20 protein-coding genes and 1 other annotated feature are annotated in these 26,043 nt (G+C 42.7%); of the genes, 5 read left to right on the top strand and 15 right to left on the bottom strand.

The annotated features are described in order from the left end of the window. Positions 1-27 precede the first annotated feature (27 nt). Entirely contained in the window at positions 28-1,461 is a 1,434-nt protein-coding gene (locus NST58_RS19420) for an MDR family MFS transporter (RefSeq protein WP_339243897.1), read from the bottom strand. Between the two features lie 230 nt (positions 1,462-1,691). Between NST58_RS19420 and NST58_RS19425 the strand changes: the two genes are divergently transcribed. Then, on the top strand, positions 1,692-2,396 hold the full coding sequence (locus NST58_RS19425) for a TetR/AcrR family transcriptional regulator (protein ID WP_076301607.1): 705 nt from the start codon (positions 1,692-1,694) through the stop codon (positions 2,394-2,396). Positions 2,397-2,481: 85 nt separating this feature from the next. Here NST58_RS19425 and NST58_RS19430 read toward each other — a convergent pair whose 3' ends face one another. The 4 genes from NST58_RS19430 to NST58_RS19445 all read right to left on the bottom strand — a co-directional run bounded on the left by NST58_RS19430 (position 2,482) and on the right by NST58_RS19445 (position 9,690). Beyond that, positions 2,482-4,083 carry a hypothetical protein gene (locus NST58_RS19430; protein WP_339243898.1) on the bottom strand — a complete coding sequence of 534 codons (1,602 nt, stop codon included), beginning with the start codon at positions 4,081-4,083 and terminating at the stop codon, positions 2,482-2,484. Next, positions 4,076-4,789: an ABC transporter ATP-binding protein gene (locus tag NST58_RS19435; RefSeq protein WP_076217841.1), complete on the bottom strand. Its 714-nt coding sequence runs from the start codon at positions 4,787-4,789 to the stop codon at positions 4,076-4,078. The genes NST58_RS19430 and NST58_RS19435 overlap by 8 nt, the downstream gene beginning before the upstream one ends. A gap of 1,428 nt (positions 4,790-6,217) precedes the next feature. Further along, positions 6,218-7,957: an ABC transporter ATP-binding protein gene (locus NST58_RS19440; RefSeq protein WP_076218623.1), complete on the bottom strand. Its 1,740-nt coding sequence runs from the start codon at positions 7,955-7,957 to the stop codon at positions 6,218-6,220. Next, on the bottom strand, positions 7,954-9,690 hold the full coding sequence (locus NST58_RS19445; protein ID WP_339243900.1) for an ABC transporter ATP-binding protein: 1,737 nt from the start codon (positions 9,688-9,690) through the stop codon (positions 7,954-7,956). Before NST58_RS19445 ends, NST58_RS19440 begins: the two co-directional genes overlap by 4 nt. Positions 9,691-9,840: 150 nt before the next feature. Here NST58_RS19445 and NST58_RS19450 point away from each other — a divergent pair, with 150 nt between their 5' ends. Beyond that, entirely contained in the window at positions 9,841-10,710 is an 870-nt protein-coding gene (locus NST58_RS19450; RefSeq protein ID WP_076179895.1) for a LysR family transcriptional regulator, read from the top strand. 9 nt (positions 10,711-10,719) lie between these two features. Here the strand turns inward: NST58_RS19450 and metG are convergent, their stop codons facing one another. Then, positions 10,720-12,366, bottom strand: a complete 1,647-nt coding sequence (gene metG / locus NST58_RS19455; RefSeq protein WP_339243901.1) for a methionine--tRNA ligase — start codon at positions 12,364-12,366, stop codon at positions 10,720-10,722. 44 nt (positions 12,367-12,410) lie between these two features. Further along, positions 12,411-12,672 (bottom strand) — a binding site (T-box leader). A 125-nt stretch (positions 12,673-12,797) separates the two neighbouring features. Between metG and NST58_RS19460 the strand changes: the two genes are divergently transcribed. Beyond that, positions 12,798-13,262, top strand: coding sequence for a DUF4362 domain-containing protein (locus NST58_RS19460; RefSeq protein WP_076190927.1), 465 nt, complete (start codon positions 12,798-12,800; stop codon positions 13,260-13,262). A 61-nt stretch (positions 13,263-13,323) separates the two neighbouring features. Here NST58_RS19460 and htpG read toward each other — a convergent pair whose 3' ends face one another. Beyond that, positions 13,324-15,204, bottom strand: coding sequence for a molecular chaperone HtpG (gene htpG, locus NST58_RS19465; RefSeq protein WP_076127889.1), 1,881 nt, complete (start codon positions 15,202-15,204; stop codon positions 13,324-13,326). Between the two features lie 280 nt (positions 15,205-15,484). Between htpG and NST58_RS19470 the strand changes: the two genes are divergently transcribed. Then, the gene (locus tag NST58_RS19470; RefSeq protein ID WP_076179899.1) at positions 15,485-15,907 is read left to right on the top strand and encodes a VOC family protein; all 423 of its coding nucleotides are present in this window, start codon (positions 15,485-15,487) and stop codon (positions 15,905-15,907) included. Here the strand turns inward: NST58_RS19470 and NST58_RS19475 are convergent. Next, positions 15,878-16,753: a LysR family transcriptional regulator gene (locus NST58_RS19475; RefSeq protein ID WP_076127886.1), complete on the bottom strand. Its 876-nt coding sequence runs from the start codon at positions 16,751-16,753 to the stop codon at positions 15,878-15,880. The two genes, NST58_RS19470 and NST58_RS19475, sit on opposite strands and share 30 nt — an antisense overlap. Before the next feature lie 121 nt (positions 16,754-16,874). Here NST58_RS19475 and dapA point away from each other — a divergent pair, with 121 nt between their 5' ends. Next, the gene (dapA, locus tag NST58_RS19480; RefSeq protein ID WP_339243906.1) at positions 16,875-17,771 is read left to right on the top strand and encodes a 4-hydroxy-tetrahydrodipicolinate synthase; all 897 of its coding nucleotides are present in this window, start codon (positions 16,875-16,877) and stop codon (positions 17,769-17,771) included. A 150-nt stretch (positions 17,772-17,921) separates the two neighbouring features. Here the strand turns inward: dapA and NST58_RS19485 are convergent, their stop codons facing one another. The 7 genes from NST58_RS19485 to NST58_RS19515 form a co-directional block, all read right to left on the bottom strand. Beyond that, a complete protein-coding gene (locus tag NST58_RS19485) occupies positions 17,922-19,310 on the bottom strand; it encodes a DEAD/DEAH box helicase (protein WP_081383205.1) in 1,389 nt (462 codons plus the stop codon). 804 nt (positions 19,311-20,114) lie between these two features. Beyond that, the gene (locus NST58_RS19490) at positions 20,115-20,687 is read right to left on the bottom strand and encodes a phosphate propanoyltransferase (protein WP_036688383.1); all 573 of its coding nucleotides are present in this window, start codon (positions 20,685-20,687) and stop codon (positions 20,115-20,117) included. Between the two features lie 138 nt (positions 20,688-20,825). Beyond that, positions 20,826-21,791, bottom strand: a complete 966-nt coding sequence (locus NST58_RS19495) for a membrane dipeptidase (protein WP_076182593.1) — start codon at positions 21,789-21,791, stop codon at positions 20,826-20,828. Positions 21,792-21,912: 121 nt separating this feature from the next. Continuing rightward, positions 21,913-22,173, bottom strand: a complete 261-nt coding sequence (locus NST58_RS19500; protein WP_019910496.1) for a stage V sporulation protein S — start codon at positions 22,171-22,173, stop codon at positions 21,913-21,915. 199 nt (positions 22,174-22,372) lie between these two features. Continuing rightward, positions 22,373-23,167, bottom strand: coding sequence for a TIGR00282 family metallophosphoesterase (locus NST58_RS19505; RefSeq protein WP_076276224.1), 795 nt, complete (start codon positions 23,165-23,167; stop codon positions 22,373-22,375). Between the two features lie 211 nt (positions 23,168-23,378). Next, entirely contained in the window at positions 23,379-24,920 is a 1,542-nt protein-coding gene (gene rny / locus NST58_RS19510; protein ID WP_036689085.1) for a ribonuclease Y, read from the bottom strand. Positions 24,921-25,239: 319 nt separating this feature from the next. Further along, positions 25,240-25,965 carry a RecX family transcriptional regulator gene (locus NST58_RS19515; RefSeq protein ID WP_248548830.1) on the bottom strand — a complete coding sequence of 242 codons (726 nt, stop codon included), beginning with the start codon at positions 25,963-25,965 and terminating at the stop codon, positions 25,240-25,242. Between the last annotated feature and the right edge of the window lie 78 nt (positions 25,966-26,043).

Genomic DNA, 26,043 nt, shown 5'->3' on the forward strand with positions numbered 1-26,043 from the left:
CTAAAATATTGGTAGAGTACGATAGGATCAGCTCTTCGGATTACGCAAAAAGAGACTAAGAACCACACCACACAGCGCCAAGCCCAATGAAACTAGGAACGTGTCGTGGAATCCTGCAACCATAGCCGCTGAGGGTAGTTTCTGATTCCCTTGACTCATATGTGTAGCTATATTGGAAGTCAATAAGCCCGACATTATAGCGACAGCAAAGGAACCCACAATTTGTTGCGCAGAGGCAGTAAGTGGGGTAACACGGCTGATCAGATCCTTCGGAGCGGCTTTAAGCACATGTGTACCGAGCTGCATAGTAGTTAATCCTTGGCCAAGTCCCATAATGGCAAAATAACTGATCATAACGTATACACTTGTATCATTTTGTAAACGTGACAAGAGAAAGAGTCCGGTGGACAGCAGCACAAGTCCAGAGAACACAACGGGCCGAGCTCCAAACTTATCAAATAACTTTCCTCCAATAATCATGCCAGCAAAGGATATTAATGCTTGGGGAATTACTAAAAGCCCCGATTCAAAGGAAGAAAAACCTCTGACCTGCTGCAAAAAAATTGGAATTAACAGAATCGAACCAAATAAGGCGAACTGATTAATCCAGGTCAAAATCATACCTTTACTAAATTCTAGAGATCGAAAAGAGCGAAGTTCCAATAACGGTTCTTTTTGGCGCAATTCCACGAAAATAAACAAGGCTAAAGCAATGAAGCTGAACGCAAGAGATATAATCGTTATACGATCCCCCCAGCCATCTACTCCCCCTCTATGCACCCCAAATACCAAGCTGGAGAAGGCGAGCGGTGATAAAATCACACCCCAAATATCCAATTTAGCTTTATTCCCCTTCTCTATTACCGGAAGATATTTCACTCCAACAATCATTGCAATAATGCCAATGGGAACATTAATCAGAAAAATCCAGTGCCAGCTGGCATATTCCAACAGCCATCCTGACAGTACAGGACCAAGAACAGGCGCAATTAACATCGGTAGTCCAAGCAATCCCATGATTGAACCTCTTTTATCGGGAGGTGCGATTTTGAATGACATAGCCATACCAATTGGGGCAATCATCCCTCCGCCTAATCCCTGCAAAATACGAAAGATTATCAGCTCTGTTGTGGATTGTGCCATTGAGCATAATAAAGAACCTATGGTAAACAATACGATCGAAGCTAAAAAAACACGTTTGGCAGTAAATTTATCCGAGAACCAACCGGCCAATGGGATAATTACGGATAAAGCCAGCGTATAACCCGTAATGGCCCACTGTATTGTTTTTAGGCTGGCATCAAAGGTTTTTTCAAGCTGCGGGATCGCTACATTCATAATTGTACTGTCGAGCATAACCAGTAGCATTCCTGTTATAAGTGCCAGTATTACGGGAAGTATTGCTTTTATAGAAAATTCTTTGGTGACTGGTTGGGATTGTTCCACTTGAAGATTACTCATGGGTCTATACACATCCTTTTTGATTTTTACTAATAAAATTGCTAACTGCTGCCTCCTTTTTTTAAAAATCGCACCTTTAAACTAACAGTGTAAGATTAATATAGCACCCGTTTATTTGCTTGTAAATAAAAATATCTAACACTGTAAGATAAAACAGTAATCTAACGATGGTAGACCAGCCATTCATCTTCGCTTATGATAAAGAAAGACAGTAACAGGAGGTCGTTTCGATGAGAATCAAAAATCTGCAAATCACTGAACAAGATATAATAAAAGCTTCTTGGGAGCTGTTGGATGATATCGGCATAGAGGCATTTAGTATGCGTAAATTAGCAGAACTACTAAAAATACAAGCCGCCTCTCTGTATTGGCATTTTAAGAGTAAACAGAGCATTTTCCAGACGCTTGCTAATGAAGTCGCCAAAGAAGCCCTCGAAACTGCGAATCTCGAAGGTGCTTGGCAAGAACAGTTATTTAATTTTGTAGACCGAATTCGTGGGGTTTTACATAAGTATCCTTGCTCGGCTCAGCTGATGATGAGAACCTTGCCTTCTGAACCTAATTATCTATCTTTACTGAATACTTTGCTTCAGATCGTGGATCATCTTCCTTTAAGCGATAGTGATAAATTCTCCTTGATTGCATGCGTGTTAAACTATGTAATCTCATTCGAATTGGACAAATATGAGCAGGATCGAATAGACTTAGCCATGAAAAATGAACCTAATGGAGATGCTAGAGTGGTTTTTAAACAATCGCTTGAGCACTTATCCGGGGATGGACCTAATGTTATAAAACGAATGTACGAAAACAATATTTTTAATGAAATTGGCTCCGATAAGATGTTCTATACAGGTCTAAAAATAATGGTGGGCGGAATTGAACAGTTAGCTAATGAGCGACAAGAACAACAAGAACAACAAGAGCGACGGTAGAACTTAGGGATTTTTCACGAAAATAAATCTTGCACAAAAAAAGGGCATCCCAGCAGCCAATTTCGGCTTTTGGAATGCCCTTTTTTTAAAGAGCCCGAAATAAAAATTCTCCTGTGGACTGGATGTATCTATACATCACTCCACACGCCACTAATATCACCACACCAATACCTAACATAACGAGATCACCATTTAGATCAGATAAAAGAAAACTCAAACCAAATGGAATCAGCAAGCTGATAAATCCTATAATCATCGCTACAAGGACCGAAGCACTTTGTTTAATTACAGAGACTTCATTGGTCCACTCCAGTTTAGGAAGCTTCAAGTTTACGATCACACCTACCATTGCGGTAAGACAAGCGTATAGGACGGGGATTATTAGCAATAACAAGCTCTCCATCCAGCCAGTGCCCAGAGAAATCATAAGAAGCACACTACTAACAATCACAATCGGCACAGTAATGGTGAGATTCACTGCGATTTTACTTAATAATATAGTTTTTGTCGGAACGGGAGCGCTTTTTAAAATCCAAATATGGTTACCTTCAAGCGAAATCGAACTCGAGGTCGTACAGCTTAATGCAACAAAGAGGGAAACAAATAATGGCGCCAATCTGCTTAGATAGTTAGAAAGTTCTGGTATTTCCATAATTTTTCCTAATTGCTCTGAGCTAACAAACAGTAGGGTAATCGCCATGACAAGTAACATGACCATACCAATACTCGTATTTAGCACATATATAGAAGAACTGAAATAGCGGCGCAGCTCTTTTTTATACAATGTGTAAAGAGGTGAAGAGACTGCAAGTGACCTCATTTGATACTTATTCTTTGAGTAAGAAGTCGTAAGGCCTGTGTGTATTGCTTTATATTTGCTGCCAAGAATAAGGGTAAACAACATAAAAGAAAGTAACGAAATCCCTATAAATAATAATAAAGGAGCAACCTGATACGAGCAGACAGCATCTACATATATGACCGTCAAAGGATATAAGTTAAAGATTTGATCGGCAATTTGTGTGCTCATATCCGCAAGTAACTGCGGGTCATTCCCATTCATTTGGCCTGAACCCAAAATAATAACAATGATTACGGCAAAAGTCAGAATGAGACTTATTAAACGACTTCCTTTAAACCGTGAGGAAATCCAACTAATCAATGCCCCAATAATCGTTGCAGCAATGATCGGCACTAATGGGATAAATAGCAGCGTTATCATGAAAAATAAATAATATACTACTGCCGGATTTACCTTTATAGCATAAACTACACCTGCTGGCACCATCACCATCAATGAGAACAGTATATTCAGCACGTAGAGCTGAACTACACGGCTTGCTACGATATGGCTCGTTTTGATAGGCAGCGACATTACGAGATCGTAATCTTTGGAGCCAAATAATACCCCACTCGCCTTATAGATCGTTGTAAAAAATCCAATCAAGCATGTAACAGCCATCATAATCGCAAGCAGCAGCTCTGCACGGCCTATCTGTTCAAGGGTCTCTGCTATCATGAAGCTATATCCAAACGAAACCACTGCCATCATGACAATCCCTATTAAGATACCGATGCTCAGCAAAAGCATTTTTCGTCTTTCTTTCATATCTCGTGTATGCAAAGCTTTATTTAACCCAAAGGATGAGATTAGCTGAATTTTCGTCAATCTCCAGATATTAATCATGTTTTATCAACTCCAAAAACACATCTTCAAGGCTGCTGTCACCCTTCACCTCTTCTGTTTTCCCATGAGTGATCAATTCACCCGCTTTGATAATGGCGATCTTATTGCAGAGCTTCTCGGCCACGTCCAGTACATGCGTCGAAAAAAAGATCGCACTGCCCTGGCTGCAAATATCCGCCATAATTCTCTTGAGCGTGTGTGCCGCTTTTGGATCAAGTCCCACAAAGGGTTCATCCAGAACCAGCAGCTTCGGTTTATGAATAAGCGCAGAGATAATCGCGAGTTTCTGTTTCATACCATGAGAATACGCGGAGATCAAATCCCCCAGATTAGAGGTAATCTCAAATTCATCGCTATATTTCTTTATCAGTAACTCCCGATCCGCTTTCGATACGCTAAAAAGATCACCAATAAAATTCAAGTACTGAATGCCCGTCAGATGATCGTATAAATCCGGATTATCTGGAATATACGCAGTAATCGCTTTGCAGGCTAAGGGATCTTTTTTAATGGAGTACCCACCAATCTCGATATCTCCCTCCTCAAAATCTAAAACTCCGACCACTGCTCGGATAGTCGTTGTTTTCCCTGCACCGTTATGACCGATAAAGCCGTAGATGTCACCTTTTTCGACCACCAAATTCAGATCATTTACCGCCTTCTTGCCACCCTTATAGCTTTTGGTAAAATGTTTGATTGTCAACATCTTGCCACTCCCCTTCCAATCTCATAACACTCTCAATATGCCATATTTACTGTAGCTTCGTCGTGTTCAATATACGTTTCTTATAATACGTTTAGCCCGTCCAGATAGTTCATTCGTTTGCAAATATTTTATTTTGAGATTTTCACCTCTAACGGGTGGGATAAAATTACGATTAAGTGCAACACGGTCCGTAAGGGCAAACAAACTACTTTGGGGACGTTGAGATAATTAGTTAGGTGACGATGAGATAGCTGACTTTGGAACGCTAAACAAACTACTTTCTAAGCATTCTACTCCGGAACAGTAGCAATCTACCTTTGGTCGTGGCTGCCATTGCTACGTATCGGACCGAGGCGCCCTTATTTCGCAAAATCATGCCTTTTTCCACTCCGTTCGGACTCAGCTGCAGCTATTGTGCCATATCTGCTCCTTTTTGCTGCAAAATCAGGCGAATAAGTGCTATGCAGTCCGTTACTTTGGGAAAAGGCGCCAAAAACACAATTTAGGTGCAATACGGTCCGCAAGGCTAAACAAACTACTTTGGAACGGTAAACAAATTACTTTAGTGACGATGAGCTAACTACTTTGGAACGCTAAGCAAACGACTTTTTAAGCATTCTACTCCAGAACAGAAGCAATCTACCTTTGGTGGTGGCTGCCATTGCAACGTATCGGACCGAGGCGCCCTTATTTCGCAAATTCATGCCTTTTTCCACTCCGTTCGGACTCAGATGCAGCTATTTTGCCATATCCACTCCTTTTTGCTGCAAATTCAGCCGAATAAGTGCTATGCAGTCCGTTACTTTGAAAAAAGGCGTCAAAAACACCATTTAGCTGCAATACGGTCCGTAAGGGTAAACAATTACTTTGGAACGGTAAACAAATTACTTTAGTGACGATGAGATAGCTACTTTGGAACATTAAGCAGACTGACTTTGGTGACGAGGAGCTAACTACTTTCGAACGCTAAGCAAATCTTTGGTGACGATGAGATTGCTAACTTTGGAACGCTAAACAAACTACTTTGTTGACGGTGAGTTAGCTACTTTGGAACGCTAAACAAACTGACGATGAGCCAACTACATTGGAACGCTGAGCAAACTACTTTCTAAGCGTTCTACTCCGGATCAGAAGCAATCTACCTTTGGTGGTGGCAGCCATTGCTACGTATCGGACCGAGGCGCCCTTATTTCGCAAATTCACGCCCTTTTCCACCCCGTTCGGACTCAGATGCAGCTATTGTGCCATATCCACTCCTTTTTCCTGCAAAATCAGCCGAATAAGTGCTATGCAGTCCGTTACTTTGGGAAAAGGCACCAAAAACACAATTTAGCTGCAATACAGTCCGTAAGGGTAAGCCGAGCCAACCAAAAAAAAAGCATTCACCCCCAAATTAGGGATTGAATGCTCTTTTTCTAAATGTAAAGTCTACGCTGATGCGAACTGACTGTTATATAATCTGGCGTAATATCCACCGCTGGCTAGGAGTTGGTCATGCGTGCCACTTTCGACAATGTCTCCGTCCTTCATGAAAAGAATGAGATCCGATTCTCGAATCGTTGACAAACGGTGAGCAATTACAAAGCTGGTCCGACCAGCGATCATTTTTAGAAAAGCCTTCTGAATCCGTACCTCAGTCAGCGTATCAATACTGCTGGTGGCTTCATCCAAAATGAGCATAGGCGGATCTACGAGCATCACTCGTGCTATGGTAAGCAGCTGCTTTTGTCCTTGCGACAAATTATCTCCTGAGCCACTAATCTTTGTATCATATCCCTCAGGCAGGCGTTTAATGAAGCTATGAGCATTTGCAGCCTTAGCAGCAGCGATGACCTCTTCTTCGGTAGCCTCAGGTTTGCCGTAGGCAATATTTTCTCTAATCGTGCCGCCAAACAGCCAAGTGTCCTGCAACACCATCCCGAAATTACGCCGCAGACTGTCACGGGTAATCGTCTTGATATCCACACCGTCAATCTTGATGGAACCCTTATCCACATCATAAAAACGCATAAGCAGATTAACCAGTGTGGTCTTCCCCGCTCCCGTCTGCCCTACAATTGCAACCCGGGTACCTGGTTTCACTTCCAGACTGAAATCATTAATCAGAGGACGTTCAGGATTATAAGCAAAGGATACTTTTTCAAAGGTAATCGTCCCTTGGCTTGTATTCATAATTTTGGCGTCTGTTGCATCCGCTGGTTCAGGCGAGAGGTCTAGAATGGCGAAGATCCGCTGCGCTGATGCCGTTGCCGATTGAAGCTGCGTAATCACACCTGTAATTTCATTAAACGGCTTAGCGAACAAGTTGGAGAAGATCAAAAAGCTGGACAAATCCCCTACCGTCACAAGCCCGCGAATCACCATAACACTACCGATCATCGCGATAACAGAGAAGGTAATATTATTTACTAACCGTGTTGTCGGATTGGACAAGGAACCGTAAAATTGTGATTTCACACCAGTCTGGTACAAAGTCTCGTTTCGTTCTTCAAACTGGGTCAGTGCACGGTCTTCATAATGATAAGCTGTGACCACTTTTTGTCCGCCAATCATTTCCTCCACGTATCCGTTGAGACCGCCCAGAATTTTAGCCTGCTCCTTAAACATCTTCTGGGAGCGCATCGTAATGAATCTTGCCACAAAAAATGTAACGGGTGCTGACAGAAGAACAACTAGGGTCATTAAAGGACTAATGTACAACATAAGTACAATTGCCCCCACGATAGTGATGATCCCCGTGAGCAGTGTTGAGAAGCCTTGCAGCAGTCCATCAGAGACCGCATCCATGTCATTAACAAACCGGCTGATGCTGTCCCCTTGCGGGTGGTTATCGTGAAATTTTAACGGCAAAACATTTAATTTATCAAAAAGCTCCCGCCGTAAGTCATATACAGTCCGATAGGCAATTCGATTAGTCAGGTAGGTAAGAAGCCATCCGAAAAAGCTGCCGACAATATACACCCCTGCCAGAATCAAAAGCAGTCTAAGTACGGCGTCAAAATCAACCTCTCCCGGCCCGATCATAAAATCGATGGCGCTGCCGATGAGCAGCGGGCCAATTAGACTGGCAATCACACTGAGTATTGCGCAGATTACTGCACCTATAGCTATTTTTTTATAATGCCCTGTGTATACAATAAGTCTTTTCCAAATGTTATTTTTGTTCATTGGCCCGACTCCTCACTTGATAGCTGGGACAGGCAGATTTCTTTATACTCTTCACAACCACGCATCAGTTCCTCATGGGTTCCGACACCGGCGATCCGCCCTTCCTCAAATACCATTATTTTATCCGCTTGTCTTACAGTGCTTACCCTCTGCGAGACAAGGAGTACGGTCATTTCCTGACTACTCTCTTTGAGAGCCTTTCGAAGTGCCGCATCTGTGGAGAAATCCAGCGCACTGGAGGAGTCATCCAAAATAAGAATCGATGGCTTTCCTACTACTGCACGAGCTATGGTTAAGCGCTGCTTTTGTCCACCGGATAAATTTAATCCCCCACGAGATACTTGCGTATTCAACCCTTCGGGTAATTTACGTATAAACTCCTCCGCTTGAGCAATAGAGGCTGCCTGCATGATTTCTTCCTCAGTTGCATCTTCCTTGCCCCAACGTATATTCTCAGCGATCGTTCCTGTAAACAGCACAGCTTTCTGCGGTACAATCCCGATCTTCTCACGAAGCTGATGCAGCTTATAATCTCGGACATTCACACCATCCACTTTTACTTCACCTTGCACCGCATCATAAAAACGAGGGATCAAATTCACAAAAGTAGACTTACCTGAACCCGTACTGCCAATCAGGCCCACGGTCTCTCCGCGATTAATTACTAGAGATATATCCTCTAATGCCGATTCACCTGTCGTATTATACCCAAAGGATACGTGATCGAATTGTATAGCAGGGGCAGCATGGTCAGGTTCAGCAATCACAGCATTTCCTTCCTCAGACACGGAGACCTTAACACCCAGCACTTCATTTACACGATTAGCTGAGGATGAGGCTTTGGTAAAAATAATGACCAAGTTGGAGACCACTATCAGCGCCAGCAAGATTTGAGTGATGTAATTGATGAAGGCAATGATCTCCCCTTGAGACAATCGGCCCCCATCGATATGAATTCCGCCTACCCACAAAATAGCAATGATTGCCGCATTTACTACAAGTGTAGTCATCGGCCCAAGCAAAGCAGATATCCGCGAAACCCGGATCGCTGTAGTAGTCAAATCATCGGACGAAGCATCAAAACGTTCTTTTTCTGTACGTCTTTTGGCAAAAGCACGAATTACTCGAATCCCCGACAAATTCTCACTTAGTACGAGCGCAAGGGCATCCAGCTTCTGCTGGTATTTTCGGTACAAAGGAGCACTGCGGGTGATAATAAAATATAAAATAATGCCAAAAACCGGTGTTGCCGCTATTAGAATCAGCGATAATCTAAAATCCAAAATCATGGACATTAGGATAGCCCCGATGCAGATAAACGGCGCACGAATAACTAGACGAATTAGCATAGCCACAGCAATTTGCAGCTGGTTTACATCATTGGTAATCCGATTAATCAGTGTAGGCGTACCTAAGGTATCCAGCTCAGCATACGACAAAGAGGTGATATGTCTAAACATCTTATTGCGTAGTGTCGTACCGAATCCCTGTGAAGCCCGGGCTGCATAGTATTGGCATACCATGGAGCAGCCGAAGCCAAGCAGTGACATCAGCACCATTAGGCCACCCATGCGGTAAACATAGGCGCTGTCATGATTACCAACCCCGTTGTTGATGATCAATGCGACAATGGTAGGCAAAATCAGCTCCAGAATCGCTTCCATCAGTTTGAAGATCGGTCCAATGATCGCTTCTTTTTTGTACGGCTTTAAATATACTGCAATTTTGAACAAATTCATCCACACCCAACATAAGAAGTATTTAACCACTTGAAATATGTATAAGAACAGTTATGATTATGGCATATCTACTCACATATTAATAATATTGGATTCGTATCGCTCCCATACGATTAGCATATCTCAAGTTCGGAGGATTTTTATATGGATATTAGACAACTTAAATATTTTATGGCGATAGCTGAGGAAGGACAGATTACATCTGCAGCCAAAAAACTGCAAATGGCCCAGCCTCCGCTGAGCCAGCAGCTAAAGCTCCTAGAGGAAGAACTCGGTGTAAAGCTAGTGGAACGAGGTCCACGCAGCGTGCAGCTCACTGAAGCTGGAGCTATTTTGCGGGACCGTGCCCAACAAATTCTGGAGCTGGCAGATTCCACTGCCCGTGAGCTCACTGATTTTGTCAAAGGTTTAAAAGGAACCCTAGCCATTGGTACAGTTTCCTCCTCTGGAGCTACGTTGCTTCAAGATCGGCTATGTGAGTTCCACAAAACGTATAAAGGTGTGAAATTTGAGATTCATGAAGGAAATACCTTTAGAATCATTGACCTCCTGAATAAAGGTATTGTCGAAGTCGGAATTGTTAGGACACCCTTTAATGGTACAAATTTAGAATGTCTTTACACACAAGCTGAACCTATGATTGCCGTAATGACACCTGAGTATGACTGGAAAACGGATGAAACCTTTATTGAGATCGGTGAGCTAAAGGATAAGCCGCTTATTATCTACCGCCGTTTTGAACAGCTTATCCGGGAAACATGTCTTGAGAACGGCTTTGATCCGCTGATTTTCTGTATGAATGATGATGCTAGAACAACATTGCTCTGGGCAAACGCTGGTCTTGGCATTGGAATCATCCCCAAATCCGCTTTCGAATTAACGAGTAACCGTAATTTGGTCTATAAAGAAATCAGTAGTGAATCACTACGCACGCGGGTCGCCGCCGTCTGGATTAAGGATAAATACTTATCATCATTGGCTTCCAAGTTTATTGAAAGCTTCAGGAATGGATAAATACCAGCTCTATTTATTCACTTGCTGTTGATCTAGCCTATCCTCTTCTTCTTTAATACGGCTAATATCAATTCGTTCAAACAATAATTGTAAATCAGTAACCTGTTGGTAAGGGGGCACCGAGCAAGGCTGCCAATTCGGTAGTTCTAACGACAGGAACCCCCTGATCTTGTCACAAGAGAACGGTAGAAACGGATGCAACAAATTCGCTAAGTTCGCAATAATCTGCACACATGTGTATATTGCAGAATCACAAGAAACCTGATCCTCTTTTATCTGTATCCATGGTTTTTGCAGATCGAAATACTGGTTTGCCTTGCGCACATAAGAAAAAATAAACTCCAGCGCATCTTTTAGATTCCCAGCCTCAATAAGCCGTCCTGATTCCAGATACAAGAGGTCAATATTGTCCTTCCACCCCTTATCTAATTGCTCATTTGGCACTTTCCCTTCATAAAACTTTTCTACAAAAGCCAATGAACGGTTCACTAAGTTACCAAATGCTCCAAGCAGCTCTCCATTATGGCTATAAATAAACTCTCTCCAGGAAAAATCCGTGTCCCGCTTCTCAGGTCCATTGGCAATTAAGAAATAACGAATAGAATCTGGCTGATACCGCTCTAAAATATCAGGTACCCAGACCGCCCAATTTCGGCTAGTGGAGAATTTCTGCCCTTCAAGGGTTAAATATTCGCTAGATATAATCCTGTCCGGTAAATGCAGACCTCCTGCTCCTAATAACACAGCCGGCCATATTAAAGTGTGAAATGGAATATTGTCTTTACCATGCACATAATAAGCGGTAATCGCCCCTTTTTCCTCTAACCAAAAATCCTCCCAGCTTCCTCCGGACTGTGCAGCCCACTGCTTACTGGCTGATAAATAACCACTTACCGCCTCAATCCAAACATAAATTTTTTTATCTTCAAATCCAGCCACAGGAACATCTACACCCCAAGACAAGTCTCTTGTTACCGCGCGGTCCTGCAGCTCTTCTTGTAAATAGCGTTTGGTCAGTTTTATAGCGTTTTCTCTCCAAAATTGTGCTTCCTCTACATATTCCGTTAATTCAGACTGAAAATTAGATAAGCTAAGATAATAATGTTCTGTCGGCCTTTCTGTTGGTGTATTCCCACATAATTTGCAGACTCTGTCTAACAAATCGGCAGGATCTAGAATCGTAGAACAATAATCACATTGATCCCCTCGCGCCCGCTCACCACATACCGGACAAGTCCCTTCCACATATCTGTCTGGCAAAAAGCGCTGATCCACCTCGCAGTAACATTGCGCAATGGTTTTTTTATATAAATGACCATTCTCTAGCAGCTTTGTAAACAACGCTTGCACAACCTTATGATGCTGCTGTTGATCCGTTCGAGTATATAGATCATAACTAAATCCCAGCTGTTCAAAACACTTCAGAAACTCTTCATGATATCTGCTTGCAAAAGCTCCCGGCGTAATCCCTTCATTCGCAGCCTGAACTGCTACGGGTGTGCCATGGCAATCACTGCCTGATACATATAATACGTTATCCCCTTTGGAGCGAAAATATCGTGCCAGCACATCCCCAGGCAACACACTTGATAATCTCCCCAGATGTAAAGATCCATTCGCATACGGCCAAGCGCCACCTATAAACACATTACTCATTAACCTTCTCCTCCTTTTTTTAGACAACAAAAAAACTCCCATCCACAAAGGACGAGAGTTCTACTCACGTGTTACCACCTAATTTTATAAATGCCTCATGACATTTACCTCTTCAGGTACGACGTTAATTAACGTTTATACCCTAGCACTGTAACGGATGCAGGTTCCGGCGCAGCCTACAACCCATAAGGTTTCGATGCGCAGCTCTGAGACCATATTCCCAAGGGTTTTCTTTACTCCTTTTCAGCGACCGGAGCTCTCTGTTGAAAGAATTGCCGTGGTACTCTTTCTCTTCTTTGCTTTTACATATTCAAGTTAGAGAAAATAATACTCAATTTGTTGTTTATTGTCAATGTGAAACATCAAGCTCTCTGTAACTTTTCCAGTTAATCTCCGTCTTTTATATAAATACGTTACAAGGAGGTCCCTCAGTGAAAAAAGTAAATTTGCTTACACTCTCTGTTCTTTTACTAGCAGGAGTATGGGGTTGTTCCGATCATAAAGTTAATTCTGTTCCCAAAAGTGAACCCTATACTTCCAAAGAAGCCATCAGTAGAGGGGATATTGTTTCTTTTGAAAAAGTGTACAACCTCGATAAATTCGAGAAATTTATAACTAATCTCTCCAGCAAAAAAGCAGACAATATACGCGTTACAAGTTACACAGATGAAGGCGATCCCATATTTAAGGATTTAAAATTTGACGGTAACGTGATTAATTACAGCTATGATACTTCTAATGATGCATTCGGTGGAAGCAACACAGGAGTCAGAACCGATACCTGCTCCGAAGTGACGAGTAAAAAAAGCACACAAGGTGAAATTATCTATTCGATCAGCGGTTGCACAAATAATGCCTCTGAAATTGATTACTACCTTTTTCGCACAACAAAATGAAATACTGAAATAAAAAAGACCACCCAATCATAATACAATTGGATGGTCTCTGTTCTTCATATTATTTCATGATTTTGCAAATATCATTGGTGAATTGAACAGGATCACTAACCTGTAGACCTTCGATCAACAGGGCTTGGTTGTACAGCAGGTTCGTGTATAAACCGAGCTTTTCTTTGTCGTTCTCTGCTGCCGCCTTCAAGGACTGGAACACTTCGTGATGGATGTTGATTTCGAGTACCTTATCCGCTTGCACCTCTTGGCCATTCGGCATCGATTTCAGGATTTTTTCCATCTCGATTGTCAGTTCACCTTCAGCAGAGAGACATACCGGATGAGTCTTTAAACGTTTGGAAGCTTTGACATTTTTCACTTTGCCGGACAGGATGTCCTTCATCGCTTCAAAAAGCTCCTTGTTTTCGTTCTCTTCCGCTTCCGTTGGCTTGTCCGCTTCGTCGGCTTCGATCCCCAGATCTCCGCTGGATACGGATTTAAATTCTTTTTCCTTATAAGACTGAATCATCTTGATCGCAAATTCATCAATATCATCAGTGAAGTAGAGAATTTCATACCCTTTATCCGATACAAGCTCGGTTTGCGGGAGCTTCTCGATTCTGTCGATCGACTCTCCGGAAGCATAGTAGATATATTTCTGATCTTCTGGCATTCTTGAGACGTATTCGTCCAGCGTAACCAGCTTCTTCTCCTTAGAGGAGTAGAACATCAACAAATCTTGAAGGGTGTCTTTGTGCATCCCATAATCGTTATAGACACCAAACTTAAGCTGTCTGCCAAAAGCATTATAGAACTGCTCATATTTCTCTCTTTCATCCTTCAGCAGGCTTTGCAGTTGGCTTTTCACTTTATTCTTAATGTTCTTAGCGATCAGAGTCAGCTGACGGTCATGCTGGAGCATCTCTCTGGAAATGTTCAAGGAAAGATCCTCTGAGTCCACCATACCTTTTACAAAGCTGAAGTAATCAGGCAGCAGATCCGCACATTTGTTCATAATCAGCACACCATTGGAATAGAGCTCAAGACCTTTTTCATATTCCTTTGTGTAATAGTCAAACGGCGTATTTTCTGGAATGAACAGGATTGCATTGTACACTACAGCACCATCAGCACTGATATGAATATGTTTAAGCGGCTTATCGAAGCCGTAACGTTTCTCTGCATAGAAGTTATCATAGTCTTCTGTAGTCAGCTCGCTTTTGTTCTTGCGCCAGATAGGCACCATGCTGTTTACGGTTTGTTCTTGAATAACTTCTTCGAACTCGTTCTCCGTGCCTTCTTTTGGCTTTTGCTCCTTCACGTCCATTTTAATTGGGAAACGAATGAAGTCGGAGTATTTTTTAATGATGGATTTCAGGCGGTACTCTTCCAAATATTCATCATATTGATCTTCTTCCGTATTCTCTTTAATCTTCAAAATCACATCAGTGCCGACAGAATCCTTCTCGACAGTCTCGATGGTATAGCCGTCAGCGCCCTTAGACTCCCATTTAAAGGCCTCGTCACTGCCTAATGCCTTACTGATCACTATAACGTCATCAGCCACCATAAACGCAGCGTAGAAGCCCACCCCGAACTGCCCGATGATGTTGTGGCCATCTTTAGCTTCGTTCTCTTTCTTAAAAGCAAGAGATCCACTCTTCGCGATTGTACCTAAGTTATTCTCCAGCTCCTCTTGTGTCATCCCGATACCTGTATCGGAAATCGTCAAGGTTCTGTTCGCCTTATCGGCGGTCACTTTAATATAATAATCCTCTTTATTGAAGACCAGGCCTTCATCAGCTAATGCTTTGTAATAGATCTTATCAATCGCATCACTTGCATTGGAAATCAGCTCACGCAGGAATATTTCCCGTTGTGTATAAATGGAGTTAATCATCATTTCCAGCAATCTTTTCGATTCGGCTTTAAACTCTTTTTTGGCCATGAATAAATAAATCTCCTTTCAAAATAACCTTCTTATCCAGCACATCGTGATTAGCACTCTTCTTAGATGAGTGCTAATTCTTCTTTTTATATAACATAAACTCATTTTCAATGTCAATATTTACAGCGACTTTCATTAAATAAAGCTGTATTTTGCATACAAATTTAGGATTTGATCGATAAATAACATTCAACTTGCACATAGGATGATTCTATGTTTTAAATAGATTAGATACATAAATTACAAATAAAGGTCTAGCATCTTCTCTGGAGGGATTCAAATGCATGAACAAGCACAGTCCATTGTAAATTCTTCAGCAACAAGTCCCATTAAGAATTTGATTGGCAGTGTATTTATCCCCGTACACGATATTGAAAAAGCCCGTAACTGGTATTGCCAAGTCCTAGGACTCCAAGAAGCAGATCATTCGATTATAAACGGTCATTTATGTCCGTTAACTATGCAAGGAAGCACTGGGATCATTCTGGACACCATGCCCATGTGGGGAGGTTTAGAGCCTGAAGGGGCTCCTCCAATTACAACACCTGCTCTTATGCTTATAACCGATGATCTGCAAGCCTCTTTCAACTATATAAAGGAGCTCGGTGTAAATATAGTAACCGAAATTCAAGATCAAAAATGGTTTGTAGTAAAAGACCCTGATGGGAATAAACTAATGATTTGCAAACAGCATTTGGATTAAAAATTGCAGTGGTTGTGATTTCCACTTCTTAGGGTGCATCAGAAGCTGCAGATCAAAATGAATTTCGGGATGAACAAAGGACAGCTCAGCCAAGCTTCCCCGTTCAATTTCTTCCTCTGCCACGATTTTGGGTAACAAAGCAATTCCAAGACCATTCATTACACAACGTTTAATGGCCTCCAGATTCGAAAGCTCAAAACCTATGCGGAATATGATCCCGTGCTCTTTTAACAAATTCTCGAACAAACTCCGGTAAATACAGCTTTCCTCCGAGACTATTAGCTCACAGTTATTCAGATCCTGTAGGGTTACCGTATCCATCTGGGCAAGCGGATGATGAATGGGAGCTATCAAAACAAGCGGCTCATCTCTGACGATCGTACGCTCAAGGATGGAATCCGCAGTGGTGCGATCCAACATTAAGCCTAGATCTACTTCGCCATCTTTTATTTTGGCAAGAAGATTAGCTTCCTGCATCGTTTGCAGATGAATATCCAGCTTCGGAAATTTAGTCCTTAGCTGCTGCAGGTAAGGAGGTAAATAAAAGGCCGCTAAAGAATCTATCGTCCCAATAGTTAACGTACCTCCGATTTGCTGGGCGATGGTTTCTTTTGAACGATCATATAAATCCAAAATCTCCACGAACAGCTTCAATAACTCTTCTCCTGGCGGGGTAAGCCGCAGCTGACGGCCATGCCTCTCTATTAAAGGTACTCCATATTCCTTCTCTATCTTCTGTATCTGCATCGTCACACTTGATTGTGCATATCCCAATTCTTCAGCAGCTCGCGTAAAGCTCTGACGTTTAGCCACCTCGCGGAAGGTTCGTAAATAGGTTAAATCCATTACCTCACCCTAACATCAATATTTTTGATGATCCATATCATTTATTATAGCTAACGACGATGCTACTTTCCATGGTAAAGTGTATGTAGAGGAATTAAAATATTTTGGAGGCCGATAATTTATGCTTACAGAACAACAGATTTATGGAGTTTATGTCCCCGTGGTCACCCCGTTCAATGCTGCTGGTGAAGTTGATTTGGATTCGTATCAGCGTTATGTAAAGAACATTATTAACAACAGCATACAAGGACTGGTCGTTAATGGAACCACCGGAGAATCGCCCACTGTAACCGTAAATGAAATGCAGCTTCTAGTAAACACTTCCCGTGAGCTTCTACAATCCACATCAATCCCCTTAGTAGTTGGTACAGGTACCAATGATACAGCCTCTACGGTTGCACGCACGGAAATTGCTGCAAACCTTGGTGCTGATTGTGCACTAGTAGTCGTACCTTATTATAGTCGTCCTTCACAAGAGGGTATCATTGCCCATTTCCGCAAAGCTGCAGAAGTAGGCATACCAATCATGGCTTATGATATTCCAAGTCGTACAGGTACGGCCATGACGGTAGATACTGCACGTACAATCCTAGAAATGAATAATGTTGTCGGTTTAAAAGACTGCTCAGGCAGTACAAAAATGGTTACAGAGTTAGTCCGTACAGGTGCTAAACCTGTGCTTGGCGGCGATGATTCCCTCTTTTATGAAATGCTTAGCTGCGGAGCAGCTGGGGGTATGCTTGCTACTGCCAACGTTTTCCCGGCAGAATGCCTATGTATCTTTGAAGCCTTTACATCTGGTCAAGTGGACTTCGCTAAAGAAAGCTTTGAACAACTACTGCCGATCATCCGCCTATTATTCAAGGAATCGAATCCCGCTCCAATTAAATGGATGCTTAGCCAAAACGGCCTACTGTCCTCGGATACGCTTCGCCTCCCTATGACTTCCATCAGCGCAGGACTTCAGCAAGAACTGAGCCCCTATGTTCAGGACAATACAATTGAAGCAACCGCATAAATGAAATAACAACAGCCGTTGTACAGTGAGGAACTGTTTAGCGGCTGTTTTTTGTTGTAAATTTTCAGGAAATAAAACATAAAAAACCATCAGATTTACTCTGACGGTTTTTTTTATTTTGCTATAGAAACGATACGCATTCAAACTAACTTATCTGCTGCTCGTTTTTTGTCTTCCTTTTGTGAACCACTCGGACTTTGGCTTCAATGGAGGGTTAGACTTAGGTTTTGCTTTAGCTGGTTTAGATGCCGCTGATTTTGTTGCTGCCGGTTTTGTTGCCGCAGGTTTAGCAGTTGCTGGTTTGGAATTCGACGGTCTGGAAGACGATGGTCTCGAAGCTGCTGCTTTCGAACCTGACGGTTTCGCCGAACGATCTGTCTTCATTTGCGTTTTACGAGACATCGGATAAGGATGATCCTTAACTTCCGGAATCGATTTTCCAATCAATTTTTCAATATCTTTAAGGAAAGGAAGCTCTTCAGCTTCGCAAAAAGAAATTGCCGTTCCGCTCAATCCCGCTCTGCCTGTACGACCGATCCGGTGCACATAGGTTTCCGGAATGTTCGGTAAGTTGAAGTTGATTACGTGAGACAGCTCATCAATATCAATTCCCCGGGCAGCTATATCCGTAGCTACGAGAACACGAGTCGCACCGCTTTTAAAATTCCGCAAGGCGTTCTGGCGATCATTTTGAGATTTATTGCCGTGTATGGCTTGAGCAGCAATGTTCACTTTAGCCAGATCGCGGGTAACACGGTCTGCACCACGTTTGGTACGAGTAAACACCAAAGCTGAGACGATGGATTTATCCTGTAACAGCAGGTTCAATTGGTTTTGCTTATTTCCGTTCTCTAATAAATAGATCGATTGATTGATTCTATCCGCAGTAGATGACACGGGTGTGATTTCTACCTTCACTGGATTCACAAGCAATGTTTTGATCAATTTAGAAATCTCAGTTGGCATCGTTGCCGAGAAAAACAGAGTCTGCTTCTTCGTAGGCATTTTGGCGATGATTCGTTTCACATCATGAATAAAGCCCATATCCAGCATCCGGTCAGCTTCATCCAGAACTAAAATTTGTACATATTGCAGATCTACACGTTTCTGATTGATCAGGTCGATAAGTCTACCAGGTGTAGCAATAAGAATATCGGCACCTTGATTCAGTGCGCGCTCTTGCACTTTCTGTGACACACCGCCAACAATGGCAGCAGAGCGGATATCTGTATATTGGCTATACGCTTTTATGTTATCAGCAATTTGAATCGCTAGTTCTCTTGTCGGTGTTAAAATCAACGAGCGAATGCGTCGCACATTATTGGATTTGTTTGGGCTCGATTGTTCGCTTAGCAATTGAATAATAGGCACGGAAAATGCAGCTGTTTTTCCTGTTCCCGTTTGCGCGCATCCAAGTAAATCTCTACCCGCTAATACAGCTGGAATCGACTGCTCCTGTATTGGTGTAGGTGATGTATAGTTTTCTTTGCTTAAAGCCTTCAAAATTGCAGGCACAATATTCAGTTCATTAAATGTCATTGGGTCTCCTTAATTTCTAATACATATATTCTTAACAATAAATCCTTTTGTCACGTCATAAACCATAATCATAACACAATAAGTTACATAATAATAGATTTTCTTTATCATCACACCAATTTTCATTAAAAATCCATTTCAGGATACTATCCGTTCTGCTCTTACAGAAATATTTTTACTAACCGTAAAATACTCCTCCTCAATTTATCCTGCGGCGTATCTTTTGTTGAGCCTGTTGAGCCTGCTGATCCTGTTGAGACTGCTGAGACTGCTGAGACTGCTGAGCCTGTTGAGACTGTTGAGACTGTTGAGACTGTTGAGACTGTTGAGACTGTTGAGACTGTTGAGACTGCTGAGTCTGCTGAGCCATCGGACTCAGACGCCCTTATTTTGAAAATTCGTGGATTTTGGACATGTTATCGGACTCAGATGCAGTTATTCACACCTTCGAAGCCCAATTCAGTACAAATATAAGGCAATAAGAGCTATGCAGTCCGAAACCTTGGCAAAATAGATTAAAATGCTGAAATAGCTGCAATACAGTCCGATAAGTACAAGCCGTCGGGTAAACCACGCAATCCTTACAGCACGCCGATCAGACACACAATTCTTACAGCACGTGGATCAACCACGCAATCCTTACAGCACGTAGATCAGCCACACAATCCTTACAGCACGCCGATCAGACACACAATCTTTACAGCGCGCCGATCAGCCACGCATTCCTTACAGCACGCCGATCAGACACGCAAAAAAAGCGGAGGATTTCTCCCCCGCTTCTTATCTTTGCTATAACTATGATGACTATTCTACGATTTCAGCAGTATCGCCGTTGTTGGCACCTGCAGCGTTAGCTTCGTCAGTGTCAATATGCATATCCAGTTTAAAGCTGTCTGATACGCGTGCAATTACGTTCTCCAATACGAGACCACGGTCGCCTCCGAGGCGAACTTTAAGCAATTGCTTATCAGCAATGCCCCAAGCTTCAGCTTCAGAAGTATGGAAGTGAATGTGACGAGCGGCGATGATAACGCCTTGTTCCAATTCTACTTCGCCAGCAGGTCCTTTAAGCGTAATGCCAGGTGTTCCATCAATATTTCCAGATTCGCGAACTGGAGCTTTCACGCCAAGTGCGAAGGAGTCAGTACGGGAAATTTCTAATTGGGAAGCCGGACGAGCAGGTCCCAAAATTCTTACTTTGTCAAATTTACCTTTGCTGCCGATAACTGCTACTTGCTCATTTGCTGCAAACTGTCCTGGTTGAGAGAGGGGTTTGAACTCCGTTAGTTGATATCCTGGGCCAAACAAAGCCTCCACATGCTCTTGCGTAAGGTGAATATGTCTAGCCGACACACCTACGGGTACAGTCTTACTCATAGTAAAGTCACTCCTTGTATTTTCTCTAGTATCTGTACAAGCCATTAACCATTATACATCTTCTTAACCAAAAATAAAAAGCCCCACATCATAACGAGGGCCTTTTTTTCGACAATTCATACTTTTAGAACAGGATTGTCATGATTTAGACACCTGAGAAGGTAAGTTTGTGCGCAGGTAGGAGACCGCATTCTCATATAACCAACCTTTTACGGAAGCTTCTGGATAGTAACGAAGCAGGTGCTCCGCGAGCTCAGGGTATTTTCCCGGATGCTCCATGTTCTCTACCCAAGTGTCAATGCCGTCAAAATCCGAACCAAACATCATATGTTTCTCGCCACCTAGACTACATACATGATCAATATGCTTTAATAAATCATCCATACGAGCTTTTCCATCATCACATACAAACCACGGATAAAAGGTCAGGCCCATTCTTCCGTCCATTGCAATCAAAGCTTTAATCTGTTCATCATTTAAATTTCTAACATGCCCACAGATTGCTGCGGCGTTCGAATGGGAAGCTATAAACGGACGTGTGCTTAAGTCGGCTAGCTCCCAAAAACCTGCCTGAGACAAATGCGACACATCAAGCAGCATTCCACTGTCGTTGCACCATTCGATCAGCATTCGCCCTTTTTCCGTAAATCCGCCGTTGCGCTGCTCCAGAACACCGTCCGCTGCCCAATTGGCATAATTCCAAGTGATTCCCAAAAACCGCACGCCAAGCTCAAAGCAGAGCTGTGCATAAAACAAGTTCCCTTCTAGACCGTCTACACCCTCCAGAGAGAGCATTCCCCATGGGGATGCTCCAGCTGTTCGTTTTCCTACCTCCTCCTTCCAACGCAGCCACTGAAGGCTCTCTGCGCCTATTATTTTTTGCCGGAACAAATCAATTTGTCCTAAAACATTCTCAAAGCTAGGTCTTCCTCTACTTGCCGAAAGGTATATTGCAAAAATCTGCAATTCCACACCGCCCGCTACCAGCCGCTCTCCGGTAACATCCAGCCGAGGATCATTCTTAAAATCCATATCTGGTGATGCTTGCATTTTACTCAGCACATCACAATGAAAATCCGCAACCTGTAGCTTATCGGTTCTCATCCCAAGCCCTCGCTTTCATGCAGCCCTATTCCAGATTCTATGCTTAAAAACGCCAGACTATATACGAAAAGCAAAAAACCTGTTTACATAAGTAAACAGGTTCATCCGTTCTATGCTTCTATTATCTGGGTTCTACAATCAATTTAATCGCGGTTCGATCCTCTCCATCAATCACAATGTCTGTAAATGCCGGAATGCAGATCAAATCTACTCCGCTTGGTGCAACAAATCCCCGGGCAATGGCAACTGCTTTGACTGCTTGATTCAGTGCTCCAGCTCCAATAGCTTGTAATTCGGCCGATCCACGTTCACGAAGAACACCTGCTAAAGCGCCGGCGACGGAATTTGGATTGGATTTAGCTGATACTTTTAATACATCCATAGTAAGTACCTCCCCTGGGAAAATAATGGTGTTCTTCCACTACTTTAGATGTTATTCGCGAGAGAAGAAATAATTCCTTCTTTTTGCGGACTACTCTGGAGAAAATGGTACAATAGATACTCTTTTTCGATATAATAAATATCACACTTTACCCTTATTCGGCGAAATTACCCGGAAAATCACTTATCTTATCCTACTACTAGCTCATTACCCATTCATCTTCACGTAGCCGTATTTTCTCCAGACGGGTAGCCGCGCCAGTACTCTCGTCTAACTCTGCAAATAAACCATGAAGCTGCCACTTGCCTTCATCAACAACAAATCGTGCTGGAAGCTGTGTAGTGAACTTATAAAGTACTGCATCTCTTTCCATACCCAGAATCCCTTCGCTTGAACCAACCATGCCCGCATCGGTCAAGTAAGCCGTTCCACCCGGCAAAATCACATCATCATTCGTCTGAACGTGAGTATGGGTCCCTACTACAATTGATGCGCGACCATCCATGAAATAGCCCATGGCGATTTTCTCAGAGGTAACCTCTGCATGGAAATCAACGAGAATGCATTTATGATCTCTACGTAGCTCTTCCACAATTTCTTCACCCACACGGAAAGGACAATCAATCGCAGGCAAAAATGTACGGCCTTGCAGGTTAACTATAGCTAGCTCTTTGCCGTTACCTTTAACAACTGTATATCCTCTTCCCGGTGTTCCTGGAGGAAAATTAGCAGGACGGATAATCCGGGCCTCATCGTCGATAAACTCGAAGATGTCCTTGTTGTCCCATGTGTGATTACCCATGGTGATTCCGTGAACGCCCCAGTTAAAAAATTCATTTGCGATCGCTTTAGTAATACCTCTACCGGCAGCAGAATTCTCACCGTTAACTATGATTATATGTGGTTGATATTTGCTTTTTAATGAGGGCAACATCTCCCGAAGTGCCTTCCTACCTACACTACCTACGATATCTCCAATGAATAGTACTTTAATGTTTCTCTCCTCCTAATCTTAACCTCTGCATCTAACGGATAAGTCTTCATATTTAAAAGAAAAAAGGCCCCGCTTAGGGGCCAATTTTCATCAAATATAAGAAAGTATAAGTTATATCTTATCCTTTAACCTTATATTCCTAGCAGAAACATGTACAAGGAAACGATCATAAATATCGTTATTTCCGAAGCGTATGTTATCTACTTATTGCCTATTTAGCGTATTCAACAGCCCGTGTCTCACGAATAACGGTAACCTTGATATGTCCTGGATAATCCAGTTCACTTTCAATCATCTTCGTAATATCGCGAGCAAGACGGAATGCCTCTGCATCGTCAATCTTCTCTGGCTGTACCATCACGCGCACCTCACGGCCCGCTTGAATAGCAAATGATTTCTCTACGCCTTCGAATGACTCTGAGATTTCTTCCAGTTTCTCTAGACGTTTAATATACGTTTCCAGTGTTTCACGGCGAGCACCAGGTCTAGCAGCCGACAATGCGTCAGCGGCACCAACCAACATAGCAATAACCGAGGTAGCTTCGCAGTCTCCATGATGAGATGCGATACTGTTGATAACAACCGGATGTTCTTTATATTTCTTCGCTAGTTCAACGCCGATCTCAACATGCGAACCTTCCACTTCATGATCCAGCGCTTTGCCGATATCATGGAGTAATCCTGCACGTTTTGCAAGCACGATGTCTTCCCCAAGCTCACCGGCCATCAGTCCTGTTAAATAAGCAACCTCCATGGAGTGCTTCAATACATTTTGACCATAGCTTGTACGGAATTTCAGACGCCCCAGAATCTTGATCAAATCTGGATGCAAACCGTGAACGCCCACTTCGAAAGTAGCTTGTTCACCATATTCCCGAATCCGTTCGTCCACTTCTTTGCGGGATTTCTCCACCATCTCTTCAATACGAGCGGGGTGAATACGTCCATCAGCCACCAATTTCTCAAGTGCAGTACGGGCCACTTCACGGCGGATTGGATCAAATCCTGACAAAATAACTGCTTCCGGCGTATCATCAATAATGAGGTCGATACCTGTAAGAGTTTCCAAAGCACGAATATTACGGCCTTCACGACCGATAATCCGACCTTTCATCTCTTCATTCGGCAACGTAACAACTGAAACCGTTGTTTCCGCTACGTGATCAGCTGCACAGCGTTGGATAGCGAGTGTGATGATTTCACGGGATTTCTTATCCGCTTCTTCTTTCGCCTGCTGTTCAATTTCTTTGATCATTTGTGCCGTTTCATGGCGAACTTCTTGCTCAACATTGCTAAGAATGATACTTCTTGCATCTTCGATGCTTAAATTGGAGATACGTTCCAATTCAGTGACTTGGTTTTTGTAAATAACATCAATTTGCTGTTGGGTTTCATCAATTCGTTTCTCTTTGTTAGCTACTTGTTCTTCTTTTCTTTCAAGCGATTCCATTTTTTTATCCAGAGATTCTTCCTTTTGCAGCAAACGTCTCTCTTGCCGTTGGATTTCATTCCGACGTTCACGAGTTTCTTTCTCAGCTTCAGTACGGATTCTATGGACTTCGTCCTTAGCTTCCAATACTGTTTCTTTCTTCAGCGCCTCAGCGTCCTTCTTCGCATTCTCAACGATGACAACGGCTTCTCTTTCTGCGCTTTGGATTTTAGCTTCTGCAAGGGATTTACGAATAAAATAACCGAACCCAAAGAATATTGCAGCTACAACGAGAACGATAATGACCCAGATCCATGATTCCAGCATCTGTTCACCTCCTCGTTGGTTCCTCTCCAAGGTATATCCCTGGGAATTGTGCAGTTGTTTAACTATCCGTTCATCACCATACAAAAAACCGGTAAACAACCGATTGCCATACTGCACATGCTGCACATGCACACTGCCCGCCTTATCCGGCGATTACATTTCATATGAGTTGTACGTGAACCGTTTAAAACAGTCTCCTTTTTGGGAAGGAAAAAGGATTCTAATTTTATGCCGATTCATGTTATATTTTATTATTTATAAAAAGACATTGTCAAGAGAGTCGATATACGCATTAATGTCAAGAGAATCAGTGATTCTAGTAAAAATCCTCATCTTCACCTTCATAATTGTCTTCCGCAAGTAAAGTATTGATCACTTGGCGAACCATATCGCCCGAAAATCCACGGCGCATAAGGAAGGCTCCAGTCTTTCTTCGCTTATCTGAAGCTTCTCCACGGATGAGATTCCATTTCTTGCGCCCAGTTTCGAGTGCGCTCTCCAGCTCTTGTTCAGGAGTAATATTCTCCAAAGCTTCCGATATAAGGGTTTTGTCTATCCCTTTCTCACGTAGCTCTTGTCGAATCCACATCTTCCCTTTCCGCTGGTTCGCTATTCGTTGCTCTGCCCATTGCTTAGCATATAAAGGGTCATCAAGAAGTCTTTCCTCCTGCAGCCGCTGCACCACTTCCGCAATAATAGTCTCTCCTATTTCCTTCTGGCGTAAACGGCGAGTCATTTCCATAGCGGTGCGTGGTTTACGTTCTAGATAACGGAGGCCTTCTACATAAGCTCGTTGACGCTCATCAGCTACAACAATTTCCACCAAATCAGCCTTCATAAAAGAATTACCAGTAATCATTCGATATTTAATCATGACGTCCTCGTGCACAGTCATGTTATATGCTCCGAAATGTATGATATAACGGTGGTCAGATTTCTTTTGACGTTCTACTTTAGTGATCTCTAAGAGTTCTCCTTCAGGAAAATCAGATAACACCTGCTCATCTTGTTCTTCTGCTTCAAAATCCAGTTGTATTACCATAGTTGTTTGTCACCTCGTAGCAATAGATCGGTTATCGTCTTACTTTCGTTACTTGTTAAGAAAAGACACCCTGCAACA

The sequence above is a fragment of the Paenibacillus sp. FSL R10-2796 genome (assembly GCF_037965315.1).
Lineage (GTDB): Bacteria > Bacillota > Bacilli > Paenibacillales > Paenibacillaceae > Paenibacillus_AQ > Paenibacillus_AQ odorifer.